The 19220-nt window shown below is 31.9% G+C and carries 11 protein-coding genes; 8 read left to right on the top strand and 3 right to left on the bottom strand.

All coding sequences use genetic code 11. The features are described from left to right. Positions 1–168: 168 nt before the first annotated feature. Together GFV01_RS06895 and GFV01_RS06890 are read right to left on the bottom strand one after the other, a co-directional pair. A complete protein-coding gene (locus tag GFV01_RS06895; protein ID WP_160565839.1) occupies positions 169–669 on the bottom strand; it encodes a hypothetical protein in 501 nt (166 codons plus the stop codon). A gap of 47 nt (positions 670–716) precedes the next feature. Continuing rightward, positions 717–6500, bottom strand: coding sequence for a hypothetical protein (locus GFV01_RS06890; protein ID WP_160565837.1), 5784 nt, complete (start codon positions 6498–6500; stop codon positions 717–719). Between the two features lie 751 nt (positions 6501–7251). Between GFV01_RS06890 and GFV01_RS06885 the strand changes: the two genes are divergently transcribed. From GFV01_RS06885 to GFV01_RS06865, 5 genes are all read left to right on the top strand, one after another. Continuing rightward, positions 7252–8127, top strand: coding sequence for an aspartate carbamoyltransferase catalytic subunit (locus GFV01_RS06885; RefSeq protein ID WP_160542472.1), 876 nt, complete (start codon positions 7252–7254; stop codon positions 8125–8127). Between the two features lie 34 nt (positions 8128–8161). Then, a complete protein-coding gene (locus GFV01_RS06880; RefSeq protein WP_160557562.1) occupies positions 8162–9235 on the top strand; it encodes a carbamoyl phosphate synthase small subunit in 1074 nt (357 codons plus the stop codon). 131 nt (positions 9236–9366) lie between these two features. Continuing rightward, complete coding sequence (gene carB / locus GFV01_RS06875) at positions 9367–12543, top strand: carbamoyl-phosphate synthase large subunit (protein ID WP_160565835.1); 3177 nt, start codon at positions 9367–9369, stop codon at positions 12541–12543. A 326-nt stretch (positions 12544–12869) separates the two neighbouring features. Further along, positions 12870–13283 (top strand): DoxX family protein, encoded by a 414-nt coding sequence (locus GFV01_RS06870; RefSeq protein WP_185116728.1) that lies wholly within the window; start codon positions 12870–12872, stop codon positions 13281–13283. A 55-nt stretch (positions 13284–13338) separates the two neighbouring features. Then, on the top strand, positions 13339–13983 hold the full coding sequence (locus GFV01_RS06865) for a carbonic anhydrase (protein WP_160565833.1): 645 nt from the start codon (positions 13339–13341) through the stop codon (positions 13981–13983). Positions 13984–14125: 142 nt separating this feature from the next. Here GFV01_RS06865 and GFV01_RS06860 read toward each other — a convergent pair whose 3' ends face one another. Continuing rightward, a complete protein-coding gene (locus GFV01_RS06860) occupies positions 14126–15400 on the bottom strand; it encodes a YeiH family protein (RefSeq protein WP_160565831.1) in 1275 nt (424 codons plus the stop codon). 186 nt (positions 15401–15586) lie between these two features. Here GFV01_RS06860 and lepA point away from each other — a divergent pair, with 186 nt between their 5' ends. The 3 genes from lepA (at position 15587) to GFV01_RS06845 (ending at position 19214) form a co-directional block, all read left to right on the top strand. Next, positions 15587–17380, top strand: coding sequence for a translation elongation factor 4 (lepA, locus tag GFV01_RS06855; protein WP_160565829.1), 1794 nt, complete (start codon positions 15587–15589; stop codon positions 17378–17380). 730 nt (positions 17381–18110) lie between these two features. Continuing rightward, on the top strand, positions 18111–18713 hold the full coding sequence (locus GFV01_RS06850) for a Crp/Fnr family transcriptional regulator (RefSeq protein WP_220264363.1): 603 nt from the start codon (positions 18111–18113) through the stop codon (positions 18711–18713). Between the two features lie 102 nt (positions 18714–18815). Beyond that, a complete protein-coding gene (locus tag GFV01_RS06845; protein ID WP_160565825.1) occupies positions 18816–19214 on the top strand; it encodes a hypothetical protein in 399 nt (132 codons plus the stop codon). Positions 19215–19220 lie beyond the last annotated feature (6 nt).

Below are 19220 nucleotides of genomic sequence, written 5' to 3'. Positions count from 1 at the left end.
TATAAAAAAAGGTAAATTAATTTACCCTTTTTTATCTATTAAATTTATCCATTCTAAGGATTAGTAAAAGATTTATTCATCTATTCAAATAAGAAATCTAGAGAATGAAAAAAATTTAATTCTAATCATATTTAAATTTATTTAGCATGTATCCACTAAAATTTTCTTTTACTTCCAATAATTCCATTGTAAACCATCAAAAATTGCTATACATTGACTTGCTGTATCATAACAAATCATCCCCGGATGTGGACTTTTTACATTTAAATGAGGATCGGAAATTTTTGGTAAAATTAAAGCTTTATCGGCCGCCTCTAAGACTAATACTCCTTCGGGTGTTGAACTCGTATAATCTCCGATGACAACCCCATTTCCTTTTTCAACAGAATTATTAAACTCTACATTGGAAACACTGCCCGTTCCGGATAAATCCATCCAACTTTCATTTACTTTCACTTTAACTACCGCATCTTCTTTATCCATTAGAAAAGTTCCATCAACCGCTTTCTCCGGTAACGTTTCAACGATAGGCAATAGTATACCTTTAGTAGTCCCTTGACTAAAATCTAAAATTCCACCTTTATCCACCTTCTTTTTACCAATAGCAACTTGCGCATTTGAAGTTACTGTTAGGAGCAATATAAATAAGATCAATATTTTATTTTTCATATCATTTTTCATTTTTTGAGTTATTTTCAATTTTGCTCGTCAAAAAATTATTGAGGACAAGTTCTTTCTATACAATGCCATTCCTCACCGTTATACAATTTAATACATTTATCCGTAGTATCATATATAACCATTCCTTCAACTAGTTTTTCCTGAGGAATTAAATCAGAACTTGTTCTTGTAATTACAAAACCTTTATTTTTTGATTCCAAAACTATAAATCCATTGTATGTATTAAAAGGCCACCCTTTCAATTCTTTTTCAAGAGTGGTAATTCCAATTTTAGAAACTTCAGTTGAAGGTTCCAGATTAGGATCTAATGTACAAAATGGAACAGGTGTACAGAATGAAACCAAAACAAAGTTATTACCGTCTATATCAATGGAGGCACAATCAATTTCGGAAGATGTCGTCATATCTATATTTATTTCCATTTCCGTAAAATTATTAGGCAGAATTTCAGGCGCTTTAATTTTAAAGCTTAATGTATGATTTCCATTCGGTAAGCTAAAGTCTTCTATTTCGAACTCATTATCTTCAATATCTTCTGTGTTAATTGTACCGTCCGTCATTTTAAAAGAAGTTTTTAAACTTCCTTTTACATATTTAAATCCTTCACTAAATGATGCATTTAAGGTTACATTATCCAATAAAGAATTAGGATTGTTTATATCCATTGTAACTAAAATGGCATCATCTTCTGCAATACAAGTTTTATCCACTCTAAGATCGCTTATTATAACCGGACTTGGTAAACCTGCTGCAACAGCATTTACAGTGGTATTACCACAACCATCTATAACATCACAACTTTCATAGGTTACATTTTCATCATTACGATTTAAATATTGTATAGAAGCCCTTGTAAAATAGGATGCTGTTTTATCTTCTGTAAATTTTGCTCTAGCCGTAATAATAGTTGTAGTTCCACCGGGAACTTTTATTCCTTTTATAGAAAGCAAATCACTGTCTCCATATTCTTTAGTTTCAGTAGTAAAATCTCCGTCTTCAACATTTAAAGATTCTTTCACCCATTGCATACCTTGCGGTAGTTGGTCTGTCAAATCTATTAATTTGGATTCGCAATTGGTATTCATGATTTTAAATATAAAAGGCACTTCTTCACAGGTAAGGGTGGATTCAGCAACTTTAAGTGTAAAAGCAAGACCATCCTCATTAACTTCCACCGGTTTTGGACAATATAGCTTTATAGCCCCAATACCTACCATTTGTGATCCCGTCGCAGGACGTCTATTATAATGAACTTTATATTCAATAACTATCTTCTCGACAGCTACGGAAAAATCTACTAAAACTTTTCCTCTGGCAGCGGTATATCCTGAAGATCTATAACCACCCGTAGCTTTTGCTGTTGCTATATTCTTATCAATAGTATAAGAACTTTTCTTTTTAGGTGCTACGTGTATAAGCTTTGGTTTAACAATTCCTCCTCCGCAAATTCCGTAAACATTAATTTCATCTGATCTGTACGCCTGGGTATCAATATCAAATATTTCAAACATTGCAGCAGCAGCTCCTCCAGTAAATGAAATGGTAGTAGTGATAGGTTCTTTATCTTTATCAAAATTTCCATATCGGTAAAATTGCAAGGTTTTACCACTTCTTCTCGGGTATTTATATCGTAGAACTTTGCCCGGATCTGAAATATTAATATTGGCAGAGAAATCATCTCCTAAATCAACCGTTTTATCTAGCTGACCATTATTTGCCGCTCCCTTCCAAATTTGAGGTAGATCAATGGTTTTATATCCGCTGAAACTGCAATTTGTACAAACTCCATCTGACTTAACAGCCCCAAAGGTAAAATAGGTAGTATCTTCTGTAAATTTATAATTAAATTGAACTTTGTTATCTACCCATTCGCCGGGTATAGTATAAGCCCAATTTTCATTTTTAATATCATCATCTGAATTGGCTATTAATAAATAAACTCTATAATTTTGATTAAAAACGAATTCATCTGCAGATTCATCAGCTGAAATAATAACCGATTGTTCATCTAAATTGGTTTTATTTACTAACCATATTCGATTCATTCTTCTGTCTAATCCTCCACAAATAGATTGTGAAAGCTCACTTAAATCTGTAGTTCCCGTATCTCCGTTATTTCCCCAAAATAATCCACTTAGATCATTTTTTAAAACAGACTTTTTACCTTGTCCACATTCGGTACTTTCACCGGCTTGAATAGTCACAATTGATTGTATGTCAGTAGATCGAGCTTTGTTAACAAATATATTTGAATTATCATCACGTACTAACCCGGCAATATTTCTATGATAGTCAGAATAAGGCTGTGTTGATCCTTTCCAAACTTTAGTTTTAATGTCTGATAATATGTAATCAGTCGGTTGTTTTTGTAATTTTACTATTTCCGTACCCGTATTTATATACTTAGTTGTATACAAAGTAATAGCATATTTCATTGCTAAATAGGTTTGTATACGAACTTTTTCATTCTTACTTAACTTTCTTTCATAAAAAAACAATTCGGAAATTAATCCATCAAAAAGCCCGGAATTTAAACTCGCTGCACCTATAGTTCCTCCACTAGCCATTAAGAAATCCGAACCAAAGTTAGTTTCCGGCCTGGATAATGTATCAACAATACCTCCAAAATCATGTTCGATTAAAGGAAATTTCGGATCTATACCTTTATAAGCTTTACTAAGCCTGGTCATATGCAAGGCTGTAGCTCCAAATTCAAATCCTTTTACTGTACCTTGAGTTATAGCTATGGAAGTTGCTATTCTTCCTGTTCCATAATTAGGATTGAAACCTACCGCCGGGTGTCTGGTTTTCACCGTAACTGGATCCACTCCACCAAAGCCGTGGGTATAGGTTCTAACTGTTGATGGAGACGCGAAGCTATTATAAATGATGAAAGAAGTGGTATGTTCCGGCGCATTAGTACTCATAGGCCCCTTCTTTATAGCAAGTGCGGAATTTTGACTAAAATATATACTTGGAAAGAAATTCATTTTACTATTACATGAATCATACACCGGCTCCATTTTAAAGTTATTATCCACTAATGAAAAATAATAATCGTTTTCATTAACGGTTTGGTCTTTCCAAATCAATAATTTAGAGCTTTCACCATCAAACACTAAACTCTTCTTGTCATCTGCTTTTAACCACAATCTTAATCCATTCAATACTCCCCCCGGAGCAAATCCGTATAAAGCATAACTTATATAATCTCCATCATTAATTTCAACATTTCTGGCAACTTTATTTTCTACTAGATAAAATCTGGTGTTTTGGGGCTCAAATTTTCCATCAGGTGAAACTAACAAAATCTTTGCCGTCAAACTTGGTTGTATATTTACTACATAGGAACCGGATCCTGATGTCTGTGCTTTTAAGGTCACCTGATTTCTATAATCGATTCTAAATGGCAATTTACCGTTTGCATAAGCAGTGCCTTCAAGATAATTATAATCTAATAAATAATCTTCTAATCCATTAGAACCTAACATCAAATAATCTTTGTTTTTTAAGGTTCCGTTAGCTAACTTATTCATATCTGCGACTTCATTACCAACAAAAATGGTCATAAGGTCTCTATCATAACTTACAGATTGCTTTTGATATAAATCAGAACTATCATCTCTGGCTATACCAAAAATATCATGATTAAATCCTGCATTTATTTTACCATCCCAAACTTTGTTCCCATAAGAGTCATAATAATCCGGTTCAGATTCACTATGTAATGTAATTCCATATTTAATCGCTAAATAAGAATTAATTCTATTAAAGTCTTTGGAATCTATGGGTGTTCCTTTATTTCCAGAAAGAACAATTATTTCCTGAACATTACCTACAAAAGGATTGAAATAATTTAAAGTTTTAGTATAGAGTTGTCGAGCTCCGATAAGACTTAACGCCGGAATTTTATTGTCCATTGCAAATCCGTTAAACGAATTGGAAATACCATTGAATATGATTCTTTGTTCAACATATTTATCATTGGTTCGTTCAACTGCTACCACTCCATACGTTTTATTTATACTATTGGAATGCATTTGAACAGTATTAGACGGATTATACCCATTGGTTAATGCGGGATTTCCAAAATACCATCCTTGGTTATTATCATTATTGGTATTACTATAATTACTGTTTAAAGCATATAATACCGATAATCCGCTTGTATTTATTTCAGATACATAGAATATGTAGTAAGATTTATCTGAACTAAAAAAACTTGGTGCAGTTAATACCGGAATTGTAGAATTTGACTGACCGGTATTAGTAAATTGCAAATGTGAATGATAATTCATTAATCCATTTTGATTACGAATAATTGGTCCTTTAAACTCTTTAGCATCAGCAATGACCGAGTGGTCCCGTTTGTATACTGAAATATCTTGCCAAGTACTAATTTCAGTACTATCTCTTTCAGTGCTTGGTATATCATCAGCTCGTAACCAAAGTTCTGTTAGTAAATTTACACCTCCCGGATTAGGTCGTTCACTGGTAAATGAAAGGTAATCATCATTCTCTATTTCAACTCCTTTAACGATTCCTTCATTAACAGGATAAATACGAGTTTTTGACGGATCAAACGTTTCTACAGAACTAACTATAACATATTTAGCATCAACATTTAATTTCATGTTGACAGTTAGACTTTTGGTTCCTGTTACCTTTGTTTTTAAAGTTCTTTTTAATTTAAAAAATATATCTTCACTCAATATGCTGTTAGAATATTTTTCTCCTTGCAAATGTTCATACCGTTCTACACCAATCTCATCATTAGATCCAAACATCAAAAAAGTGTTATTGTCTAGAATTCCATTATTGTTATCATTTAATTCTACTAATTCATCTCCGACATAAGCGGTTAAAGTTGATAAATCATAGTTAGTAGATTGTTTTTGATATAAACCGTATTGATCATCTCTTCCTAAACCAAACACATGGTTTTGATAGGACATGAAATTTTCTCCGTCCCAAATTTTTTCACCTTTTGAATTAACATAATTTGGAAAAGATATCTCGTCAGCTGGCTCTAAAGAAATACCATATTTAACGGATAAGTAAGAATGAATTTTTTGTAAATCCATATCTGTTAAATAGGTATTTTGAGGGGCAGATAATACAATTATCTCTTGTATATCACCTTCAAACGAATTTGCAGGTGCTGTAGTTGAAGCTCCAATCAAACTCTGTCCGTCTCCCAGCCTTATAGAATAAGATCTTAAAGTGTTTTCGGGAATAGAGTTGAAATAAAGCATCTGGGTTAAAGTTGTACTATTAGGACGAATTATCCCGACTATACCATAATTTTTGCCTTGACTGATTTTACTTCTATAAGTTCCAGCCGCTGTAGTAAAATATGGGATTCCCGAATACCATCCCGAATAATTATATTTTCCGGCATTTAATGTATAAACGTAAGATATACCTGTTGTTTTTTCTAATTTTGATACGTAAAATACATAATACGCTTTATTTGCAGAGATTTTCAAATCCGGCCCTACTAAAAAGGCTCTTGATCTTGGCGCAAAATACATAGACGGTTGAAAATTCATTAAATCCCCTGTTTTTTTATAGACCGGCAATAAATTATTAAATTTCTTATGATCTCTTCCATTACCGGATACATCCTTCCATAAATCCACCGTTTGATTATCCTCCAATGAGCCGACTCCCCCTTCTTGAGGCTGGTCTGCTTTTAACCATAACTCTACATTGCTATCAAACCCACCGGGACTTTGTCCCAACAAAAGTATGGGTATTACAAAATAAAACAATAATGAATAATAAGTAATTGATCCATAATTAGCTTTTCTTTTCATATAATTTAGTTTTTTATACAGTTACAATTCTATTGAATTAAATAGAATTTTAGCCATACATCAATTCATCATAGTAATACATTTTAAAAAATTATTTAGGGTTTAATTTATCTTCTATAATAAACAATGATCTATTATTTATCTGCAAAGAATAAAAATGATATTAACAATATATTATCTAATCAATTATAATGTATGTTTTTTAACCTGCAAATGTAACAAAGTATTAACAAAGAAAATAAGCATTATATACATTAAATGTACATTATATCTCATTTAAAATTATAAGTAGTTAATTTTAAATATCTTAGTTTTTAACGCTTATTTAATATTTTTTTAAACTAATTTTAAAACATGAGGTATATAAATTTTTATTCTGCTTTAGAAACATATTTATTTAAAATAAATAAAAATTTAAATTGCACAATCAAAAAAAACAACTTATCTTTGTAGGATTTTAAAAAATCGATTTAATAAAAAAGTTTGTATAATCACACTAATTAAATCTTTTGAATAATTCTGAATCATTACCTAAAACAATAAACAAAAAAGGAAGAATTACTTTTAACAAAAAGTTTATCCCTCTACTATTCCAGATTCAGGGCAAGAAATCATCTTTAGAAGATATCGGAAATATTTTTTTAAAATATTCATTTAAAACATCTTATTATTTAAGATGTTTTTTTTTATTTTTAAAAAGCAATAATAAAAAATATACTATTATAACACCAATTAAACTAATATATAAATAATGAATCATTTTATCACTTTAGAAAATCTTGATCTAAGTTTGATTGAGGAATTAGTGGATGATGCGATAAGCTTTAAAAAGAAAAAAGCTTTTCCAAATCTGTCTAATCATTATATATCCAACCTTTTTTTCGAGAACAGTACTCGAACCAAACTCAGCTTTGAAATGGCTGAGAAAAAAACAGGAATGGAAATTATATATTTTGATGCAGAAAGTTCAAGTGTTAAAAAAGGTGAAACTCTTTATGATACAGTTAAAACTTTAAATTCCATAGGGGTTGAATGTTTTGTTATAAGACATATGCAAGATAGATTTTATGATGATTTAATTACAAAAATAGAGGTGCCTATCATTAATGCCGGTGATGGTTGCGGAGACCACCCTACCCAATCTTTATTGGATTTAGTAACCATATATGAGGAATTCGGCACTTTTAGAGATCTGAATATAGTAATTGTTGGCGATGTGATACATAGCAGAGTAGCTCATTCAGATGCTAAAATTTTAAAAAGACTGGGATCTTCTATAACATTTGCGACTCCGGAATTTTGGAGAGATTCCAGCATGACTATGGGAACCTATGCTTCTCTTGATTCAGTAATACAAGATGCAGACGTTGTGATGTTATTAAGGAATCAAAACGAAAGACATGCGAAACAATATGACGAAAAAAATTTTTTAGAATTATATGGATTAACAAAACAGAGAGCCGATAAAATGAAATCCTCGGCAATCATTATGCATCCGGCACCTATTAACCGTAATGTTGAGATTGATGAGGATCTTATCGAATCTTCAAAATCAAGAATATTTACGCAGATGACGAATGGAGTTTTTGCCAGAATTGCTGTGCTTAACTATGTTTTTAATTCATAACCATATTCAAACCACTATAATAAATTAACAACCCTTGAAAAGAAAATTAGTATTAGAAAACGGATTAGTATTTAATGGCGAAGGCTTTGGGAGTGACCAATTCACAATCGGTGAAGTTGTTTTTACCACAGGAATGACAGGTTACCAAGAAACCTTATCAGATCCTTCCTTCCACAAACAAATTATTGTTTTCACCTATCCATTAATAGGGAATTATGGAATTAATTCCAGCGATTTTGAATCCCTTAATTCTTTTGTAGGTGGAATTATCGTTCATGAATACGCTGAAACAGAATCTCACTGGAAAAGCCAAATGAACATCGATTCTTTTTTGAAAAAACAAAATATTCCCGGTTTAAGCGGTATTGATACCCGCGCCTTGGTAAAAACCATACGAACCAAAGGCAGCATGAAAGGTAAATTCTGTGATGAAAATGAAAACATTGATGAAGTAATTAAATCTCTACAAGAGACCAAGTTAGGACATCATGTTCCCGAAGTTTCTACACCAAGAGCCTATAGTGCTCCAGCAGAAGGACACAGAATTGTATTGATAGATTATGGAATGAAAAAAAGCATTTTGAAAGAATTATGCTTACGAAATTGTGATGTAGTGGTAGTACCTTATAATACAGATTCAAGCTCTATATTAGAATTAAACCCCGATGGAATTATGCTCTCCAATGGTCCCGGTAATCCGGAAGAATTAACCGAATCTATAAACACTATAAAAGAATTGAGCGGAAAAGCCCCGATATTCGGAATTTGCTTAGGTCACCAATTATATGCCCTTGCACATGGAGCTAAAACTTTTAAGATGTTATTCGGACACAGAGGTGCAAATCATCCGGTAAAAGAACTTGCCACTAACAGAGTGTATATCACTTCTCAAAATCACGGATATGTAGTTGATGAAGAATCTTTACAAAACACAACTTTAGAAGTAACGCATCGAGCTTTAAATGACGGAACTATAGAAGGATTACAGGATAAAAAGAATTGGGCATTTACTGTCCAATACCATCCCGAATCCAGTCCGGGGCCTCATGATAACGAATATTTATTTAACCGCTTTATGTCTATGGTAGAAGAATTTAAAAATAAATAATAAAATTCTTTATATCCGAATAGTTAAGCACTATCGAATTATTACTAGGTTAAAAAGGATTAATGTAAAAGAATTAGTAAAAATTCATATAAACTGAAGTCATTACTTCAAACTAAAAATTAAAAAACAACATGCCAAAACGCACAGATATAAATAAAATTCTTGTAATAGGTTCAGGACCTATCATTATCGGACAAGCTGCCGAATTCGATTATGCAGGAACCCAGGCTTGCCTGGCTCTTAAGGAAGAAGGATACAAAGTCGTTCTTGTTAATTCGAATCCTGCAACGATCATGACCGATAAAGAAATTGCCGATAAGGTATACATGGAACCGTTAACATTAGATTTTCTTCAACAAATTATTGCATTAGAGCGTCCCGATGCATTGTTACCTTCTTTGGGAGGACAGACCGGACTTAATCTTGCCGTTGAATTAGCTAAAGCAGGTACTCTAGCCCAATATGATGTTGAAATCATCGGAACCAAATTATCTTCCATTGAGCAGGCCGAAGACAGAGATTTGTTCAAACAATTAATGGAAAACATTAATGAACCTATTGCAGAAAGTATAATTGTTAATGACGTGGAGTCATCGGTGGAATTCGCTAAACAAATTGGTTATCCGATAATTGTTAGACCTGCTTTTACTCTGGGAGGCACCGGAGGTGGAATAGCAGAAAATGAAACCGAACTAAGGGAAATTACTGATTCCGGATTAAAATACAGTCCGGTTCATCAATGTCTTATAGAGAAAAGTATTGCCGGATATAAGGAAATTGAGTATGAAGTAATGAGGGATGCCAATGACAATGCCATAGTAGTTTGTAATATGGAAAATTTTGATCCGGTGGGAATACACACCGGAGATTCTATTGTTTTCGCTCCAAGTCAAACTTTAGCAGATCAAGAATATCAATTACTTAGAAATTCTGCATTAAAAATAATCCGCGCTTTAAAAATTGAAGGAGGGTGTAATGTTCAATTTGCTTTAGATCCTTCCAGTAGAGATTATATAGTCATCGAAGTAAACCCAAGAGTTAGCCGTTCGTCTGCATTGGCCTCTAAAGCTACCGGATATCCGATTGCAAAATTAGCGGCTAAAATTGCGGTAGGATTAACTCTGGACGAAATGAAAAATCCGGTAACTAATACTACTTATGCTTGTTTTGAACCTTCGCTGGATTATGTTGTTGCCAAAATCCCTCGATGGCCTTTTGATAAATTTCAAAGTGCCAACAGGCATTTAGGAACTCAGATGAAAGCCACCGGTGAAGTTATGGCTATAGGAACTTCAATTGAAGAATCATTATTAAAGGCTGTACAATCTTTGGAAATAGGTTGTTTGCATTTAACTAAAAAAGATATGACGCCGTATGATCCTTCGACTTTGGAAAAGAGACTTAAAAATGCCGATGATGAACGTCTGTTTTTAATTGCCGAAGCTTTACGAAACGGTGTAAGTATTCAAAAAATACATGAAATAACCAAAATAGACTTATTCTTCCTGGCTAAAATATTACATATCATCAATATTGAAAAAGAAGTTAAAGAAAAACCAAAAGATATTGAGGTTTTAGCAAAAGCCAAAAAATACGGATTTTCTGATTGGGAAATTGCCCAATTATGGAATATGGAAGAAAAGCAAGTGTATTCTTTGAGAAAGGAAAACTCTATTATTCCGGTGTATAAAATGGTCGATACGTGTGCTGCTGAATTTATATCCACAACCCCATATTTTTACAGTACTTACGGTATTGAAAATGAATCGGTACGTTCTGATAAGAAAAAAGTGATTGTATTAGGTTCCGGACCTATACGAATTGGACAAGGGGTGGAATTTGATTATGCTACCGTACACAGTGTTTTAGCCCTTAAAGAGTCAGGATATGAAGCTATTATCATCAACAGCAATCCGGAAACCGTTTCTACAGATTTCAGCATTTCTGATAAACTTTATTTTGAACCTTTAACCAGAGAATCCATCACTTCTATTATAGATTTAGAAAAACCGGACGGTGTTTTAGTTCAATTTGGTGGTCAAACGGCCATTAACTTGGCTCAAGCTGCCATAGATGCCGGAGCAAAAATATTGGGTACTACGCTGGAAGATATAGATCGAGCTGAAGACCGTAAAAAATTCGAAGAACAATTAAACGAATTAAATATCGCTCGTCCTAAAGGCGATACGGTATTTACGTTAGAAGAGGCCTTACATGTAGCTAATTCCATTGGTTATCCGGTTGTTATTCGTCCTTCTTATGTTTTAGGAGGAAGAGCCATGCAAATTGTATATCAAGATTCTGAATTGGAACGATATATGAAAGAAGCGATCAATGTTCATGAGAAACAACCTATTCTAATTGATAAATATTTAATTGGAAAAGAAATTGAAGTGGATGCAATTTCCGATGGCGAAAATGTTTTTGTTCCCGGAATTATGGAACACATTGAAAAAGCCGGAGTTCATTCCGGAGACTCTATTGCTGTATATCCATCCCAAACGTTAACAAAAGAAGAAAAAGAAGAAATTATCAGACAAACTCAAGCATTAGCCAGAGGATTTAAAATCATTGGATTAATGAATATACAGTTTGTTTTAATGAGCGGAAAAATATACGTTCTGGAAGTTAATCCGCGTTCCAGCCGAACCATTCCATTCATGAGCAAAGTAACCGGTATTCCTTTAGCAAAAATAGCAACAAAAGCTGTTTTAGGCCAATCTTTGAAAGAGCAAGGGTATGCTATGGATTGTTATTCGGAACCTCGTAATATATACATTAAAGCCCCTGTTTTTTCATTTGCTAAATTACGTTCTGTAGATATTACGTTAGGCCCTGAAATGAAATCGACCGGGGAGGTTATTGGAAAAGATACTACTTATGAAAGAGCTCTTTATAAAGCTTTAAGAGCGGGGCAAATCAATATACCTATTTTAGGTAATGCCATATTCACAGTAGCAGACAAGGATAAAGCCGAGGCTCTCCCATTAGCGAAGAGATTCTATGATATAGGTTATACAATTATGGCTACCGAAGGAACTGCCAAGTATTTCCGCGACTATAACATTCCTGTTGTTGAAATTAACAAGATTGAAAGTGAAGACAACAATATTGTTAAAATTATGCAACAAGGGAAAGCTCAATTTGTTATTAATACACTTTCTAATGACGGTACAGCTCAAGAAGACGGCTTTTTAATTCGACGAAATGCTGTTGAAAACAGTGTAGCTTGTTTTACTTCTTTGGATACTACCGCAGCCGTAATTCAAGTATTAGAATCAATAGTATTTGATATTAAACCTTTTTAAATTTAAATTTTATAAAATATACTTTCAAAAAAGCCCTGTAAAAACAGGGCTTTTTTGTATTTATAGTTTTTCGATGTTTGTTTTTATTTCTATAATAGTATCTTTTCATATCTGATTACGACTAATATAAATACACAATATGGTAAAAGTATCGCTTATACAAGCTTTATTTTTATCTAGTAAAATACATTTTATATCACTTAATTACGTTTATCGTAAAACTTATTGTAATACATTTTTTACTATAGTAAATTTGATTTTATTTACAAAAGATACAGAATTTATGAAATAAAAAATTTATTTTTGATCAAATTTACATTATAATTATGGCTAAAGAATTGAATTCTGATCTTGGAAAACTCCTATTACGTGTTTCAATAGGCGGATTAATGGTCTTTCATGGAATATCTAAATTATATCATGGACACGATTTTATAAAAGGAATGCTTACTTCAAAAAATTTGCCTGAATATCTATGGCTTGGAGTTCCTTTAGGGGAAGTATTTGCTCCTATTTGTATCTTATTAGGGGTTTTTACAAGGATTTCATCCCTTTTAGTAGCATTTACTATGCTTATGACTTTTTATTTAGTGCATGGGATGGAAGGTTTTTCACTATCGCAAACCGGAGGTTTAAAAGTTGAACTTAACCTATTCTATTTATTAACTTCATTAGCGCTTTTCTTCTTAGGTTCAGGAAAATATAGCGTATATAAAGGTAACAAAGGAATTATGATATAAATGATTTCTTTCTAATTTTTGTTCATTATTTTTTTACTACTATATTAATCCATACATGAATTTTGAAAAAATATTTGCCCACAATGAAACATGGATAGCTGAAAAGTTATCTATGGATAAGGAGTATTTCCAGAAGCTATCAGAAGGACAGAACCCTGAAGTTCTTTATATTGGCTGTTCTGATAGTCGGGTAGCAACTGAAGAATTACTTGGAGCTAAACCCGGAGAAGTCTTTGTCCATAGAAATTTAGCCAATATGGTTATTAGCACAGATTTTAATGTTCAATCTGTAATAACTTATGCTATCGATCATTTAAAAGTTAAACAAATCATTGTTTGTGGACATTATTATTGTGGCGGAGTTAAAGAGGCTATGGAGGCTAAAGACCTGGGACTTTTAAATCCGTGGTTGCGAAATATCAGGGACGTCTATAGAATTCATAAAGATGAATTAAATTTAATTACCGACTCAGAGGAAAAATACAATCGGCTTATTGAATTGAATGTGGAAGAACAATGCATTAATTTAATTAAAACCGCTGCTGTACAAAAAGCTATTATAGAAAGTAATCTAAAGGTTCATGGCTGGATTTTTGACATACGATCCGGAAAATTAATTGACATGAAAATTAATTTCAAAAAGATTCTAAAAGAGATTATGGAAATATATAATCTTTATGAAGGGAAAAGTTTATTTTAATATATGAAAAACCAACGGGTCAATTACCTTTCTCTACTAAATTAAAAAGTAACTTTTTTCCCAATAAAAATATTTATAAAAATAATGGGAGAGTTAACTATTTTGCTAATCTCTCCCAAAATAAAAATAATAAAGTAATTGTTTATATTTTAGTCCATTCGATACCAAAAACTAAATAAGCGATAATTAAGGTAAATACAACATTAAAAGTTTGTGCGCCTAAAAATACTAAAGTAGCTTTTCTGTTTTCTTTATTAATCAACGTTTTAAAATTAGTTTCTAAACCTATGGAGGTAAACCCTAAGGCAAACCATAATCCTTGAAATTTCTTCAATACAGCAAGAACCGGTTTGTAGTGCTCAGTTGGAATAACAAATGAGAATAACAAAGAAGCTAAGATAAAACCTATAACAAATTTAGGAAATCGATCCCAAATTACTTTTAGATTAGGTTTATCAGCAAATTCATTTCCTTCTTTTTTAGTATAACTCCAATAAACAGCTATTAAAAAGGCAGCAATACCTAACAAAACATTTTGTGAAAATTTAACTATTGTACTAATTTTAAGTGCTTCTTCCCCATAAACGGCTCCGGTTGCAGCTACTGCTCCGGTAGTATCAATTGTTCCACCAATCCATGCACCGGCCATTACTTCTCCTAATCCTAATAATTTAGCTAATGCCGGCATAATGATAATCATAGGTACAGCAACTACTAAAACTAGTGATACTACATAAGATAATTTTTTGGAATCTCCTTTTATTGCTCCTGCCGTTGCTATAGCAGCTGAAACTCCACAAATGGATACCGCACTGGAAAGCATCATAGACATTTCCTTATCTATATTGAATTTTTTGCACAGCCAAAAAGAAAAATACCAAACAGAGAAAACTACTACTACTGATTGTATTAATCCCAAAGCACCCGCCTGCATAATATCTTGAAAAATAATGGTTGAGCCTAAAAAAATCAATCCTATTTTCACATACATTTCAGAAGATAAACATCCTTTCATCCACTGAGGAGTACCTATAAAGTTATTGATAACTAATCCTATAAGCAAACAAAATATTACGGTTTCAAATCCCCAATAATTCATTACCGAGTTTCCACCAATCACCATGGCGACTATAGTAAGAATAAACAGTAAGGGAAACCCTTTTGCTGAACTCATAGGTTTTCCTTGTAATAGATCTGCCAATAATAATAAAATATAAGAAACAATAAAAATGATAAAAATGTTTATAAAATTTTTACCTGTTAAAACATTGGACAATAAATCGTCACCGGTGCTCCATTTAAATGTAGGCCAACTTAGTGTATACCCGAATGAAGAATATAAAATAATACCTAATACTATGACCAATCCACCAATTATTGTGGCTGTCCAATCCTCTGTTAAACTCAGTTTTTTCATTTCTTATTTTTGATGTTCTTTAATAAAGTTTTTTAGTTTTATTTTAGATTAAAACTCCGCAAATGTAATAATTCCTATCGAAATAATAGGAATTCAACCAAAATTTTTTACCCAGATTCGCAGTTTGTAGCAAATACACCCTTATATTGTTTATAAAAAATGTATTTTTGCACTATTGTAGAAAATATGAAGAACATAAGAAATTTTTGCATTATTGCCCATATAGATCATGGCAAAAGCACTTTAGCAGACAGACTTTTACAACAAACCAAAACTATTTCTGATCGTGAGCTGCAAGAACAGACCTTAGATGATATGGACTTAGAACGCGAACGGGGTATTACTATTAAGAGTCATGCTATTCAAATGGAGTATGAATATAAAGGGGAAAAATATGTTTTGAATTTGATCGATACTCCCGGGCATGTTGATTTTTCTTATGAAGTTTCTCGTTCTATTGCTGCCTGTGAAGGTGCCTTATTAATTGTTGATGCCGCACAAAGTATTCAGGCACAAACCATATCCAATCTTTATTTAGCGTTAGAACACGACTTGGAAATTATTCCAGTTTTAAATAAAATTGACCTACCTTCTGCAAATCCTGAAGAAGTTACCGATGAAATTGTAAATCTTCTCGGTTGCAAACCTGAAGACGTATTACGCGCCAGTGGCAAGACCGGAGCGGGGGTTGAAGAATTGTTGGAGCAAATTGTGGAAAGAATCCCGGCACCATCCGGATATCCTAATGCTCCATTACAAGCGTTGATTTTTGATTCTGTTTTTAATCCTTTTCGAGGAATAGAGGCCTTTTTCAAGGTTGTAAACGGCAGCATAACTAAAGGTCAAAAAGTGAAATTTATGGCTACCGGTAAAAGCTATGATGCCGATGAAATAGGAACTTTAAAACTAAATCAAGTCCCAAAAGATGTTATACATTGCGGTGATGTGGGATATATTATAAGTGGTATTAAAGAAGCTCGTGAAGTTAAGGTAGGTGACACCATCACATCGGTTGAACGCCCTGCATCTGAAGCTATTGCCGGATTTGAAGAAGTAAAACCAATGGTGTTTGCCGGAATATATCCGGTGGATACGGAAGAATATGAATTGTTGCGTTCTGCTTTGGAAAAGCTTCAACTTAATGATGCTTCTCTTGTTTTTGAACCGGAATCATCCGCTGCTTTAGGATTTGGTTTCCGTTGCGGATTTTTAGGTATGCTTCATATGGAAATCATTCAAGAGCGTTTGGAACGAGAATTTAAAATGACTGTAGTTACTACCGTTCCCAATGTATCTTATAATGCCTATTTAAATAAGGATCCTGAAAAAGCGATTGTAGTACATAATCCTTCGGAACTTCCGGAACCTACGTCATTAAATCGTGTAGAAGAACCTTATATTAAAGCTTCAATTATCACCAAATCAGATTTTATTGGTTCTGTAATGAACCTTTGTATTGATAAAAGGGGCGAACTGACTAACCAATCGTATTTAACTACTGACCGAGTAGAGCTATTTTTTGAAATGCCTTTAGCTGAGGTGGTTTTTGACTTTTATGACAGACTCAAAACTATTTCCAAAGGATACGCTTCTTTTGATTATTCGCCTTGCGGAATGAGAACTTCCAAGCTGGTGAAAGTTGACATACTTATAAATGGTGAGCCTGTGGATGCTTTATCTGCTTTGATTCATCAAGATAATGCCTATACTATAGGTAAAAAAATGTGTGAAAAGCTTAAAGAATTAATTCCGAGACAACAATTTGATATTCCTATTCAAGCAGCACTTGGAGCTAAGATTATTGCTAGAGAAACTATTAAAGCTTTACGAAAAGACGTTACTGCCAAATGTTACGGAGGTGATATATCTCGTAAAAGAAAATTACTAGAAAAACAAAAAGAAGGTAAGAAACGAATGCGACAAATTGGACGAGTGGAAGTCCCGCAATCTGCATTTTTAGCGGTTTTAAAATTGGATTAAGTGTTTTGTTACTTATTTATAGATTATAGACTATAATTTATGCTTATTGTATTTTTTTATAGGAGTATCATGTTATGATAATTGTTTGGATTATTGATTAATTTACCTTCTATAATTATTTTGTGCCTTAATAAATTATAGGATATATACTTACATATATTTTTTATAAAAGGTAAACACATTTATTTCATAGATATTATCTTTTTTATATAAATTAAACTTCTAATTATTATTATTTTATAAACATTGTTTATTATTTTTATCTATAAAAATTATTTGAATATTATTTTTTATGTTTTTATATTTAATAAAAATTTTTTAAATTAATATTTCAATATTTTTTTAAATAATTAAATAAGTATAGTAATCTAAATATGTTTAGTTTTTATGTAAGATTCAAAATCCATTTAATTTTAAATAGATAAACAAATTGTTTATTATTTTTGTGAAAAATTTTTTTATAGATTAATTTTCGTAACCAATCCTAATAATATACTACAAATAGTAAAAAGGGATTACGTGTTCTTTACCATTTAACACAGTTAAGACAATGTATTTATAAAATTTTAACATCGGTTATATTATTGTTATCTATCTCTATTAAAAAAATAGTGAAGAGAATTCTAACCAAGTAGGACAATTTTACAAATAGCATTCTTACAATTATAAATGGATATAGTATTACATATTTAAAAAATTTTTACATAGCGATTTAAAACTCTTATATACTATGATTTTTGAAAAAATAATGGAAGAAATAAATGAGGTAGTGCCTATTTCCAGAGAGGAAAAAGAGTATCTAAAATCTATTTTAAAATTTAAAAAGCTAAACAAAAGAGATTCTCTTTTGCATCAAGAGGAGGTTGAAGATAATTATTATTATGTACTTTCCGGTTGTTTACGAAGCTATATTAACGACAAAAAAGGATTGGAGCAGGTTCTTCAATTTTCATCTAAAGGTTGGTGGATTGCAGATAATGAAAGTATTATATACAATCAACCTGCTAAATTCAATATTGTTGCAGATTTAGATACTGAAATACTTATTTTATCTAAAAAAGCAAAAGAAGAATCTGTTAAAAGGTTTCCAAAATTAGAACTTTATTATAATGAAAGTTTAATCCGCTCTGTAATTTTCTTACGTAATCGTTTATATGAAATATTAAGTTTATCTGCAGAAGAACGATATAGAAATTTTTGTATTATGTTTCCTGAATTAAAAAATTCAATATCTCAAAAACATATTGCCTCATATATTGGTATTACTCCTGAATTTTTTAGCGCTATGAAAAAAAAATTAAAAGACAGGCAAACATGCGTTGAGGAATTTTAATTATATATTCTTAAGTTATTTAAATTTGTGAAAATATATTTAAGCTTTAAAAAAGGAGATAAAGATAGTTGATAAATAATGTATTTATTTTAAATTTACTTTATGGACCTAATAAAATATTGCATACTATTATTACAAGAAACCAATCAAGTTACTTTACCTTCTTTTGGAAAATTTGAATTAAAATTTAATTCGGTGAGAGAGGATCAGGAAACTAATCAACTACTCCCCCCCTCCTATTCCCTTTCTTTTACTCAGCAACATAATCTCAATGATATCGCTTTAGCTAGCATAATTGCGGAATTGCATTCAATAGATGTTGAGAGAGCTAAAGATTTTGTTTATCAGACAATTAAGGAGTGGAAAAAAATTCTAAAATCGGAACCATATTTAACCATTGAAAATTTAGGAACATTTACAGCTGAAAAAGAAAAAATTATTTTCAGTTTGAGTGAAAAGAGTTTTGTTACTTACAAAAATTTTGGTTTACTTCCTCTATAATTGAAT

The sequence above is a fragment of the Apibacter sp. B2912 genome (assembly GCF_009827835.1).
GTDB lineage: Bacteria > Bacteroidota > Bacteroidia > Flavobacteriales > Weeksellaceae > Apibacter.
Note: the sequence above shows the minus strand (reverse complement) of the source record. Positions and strands in the feature narration are given on the sequence as shown.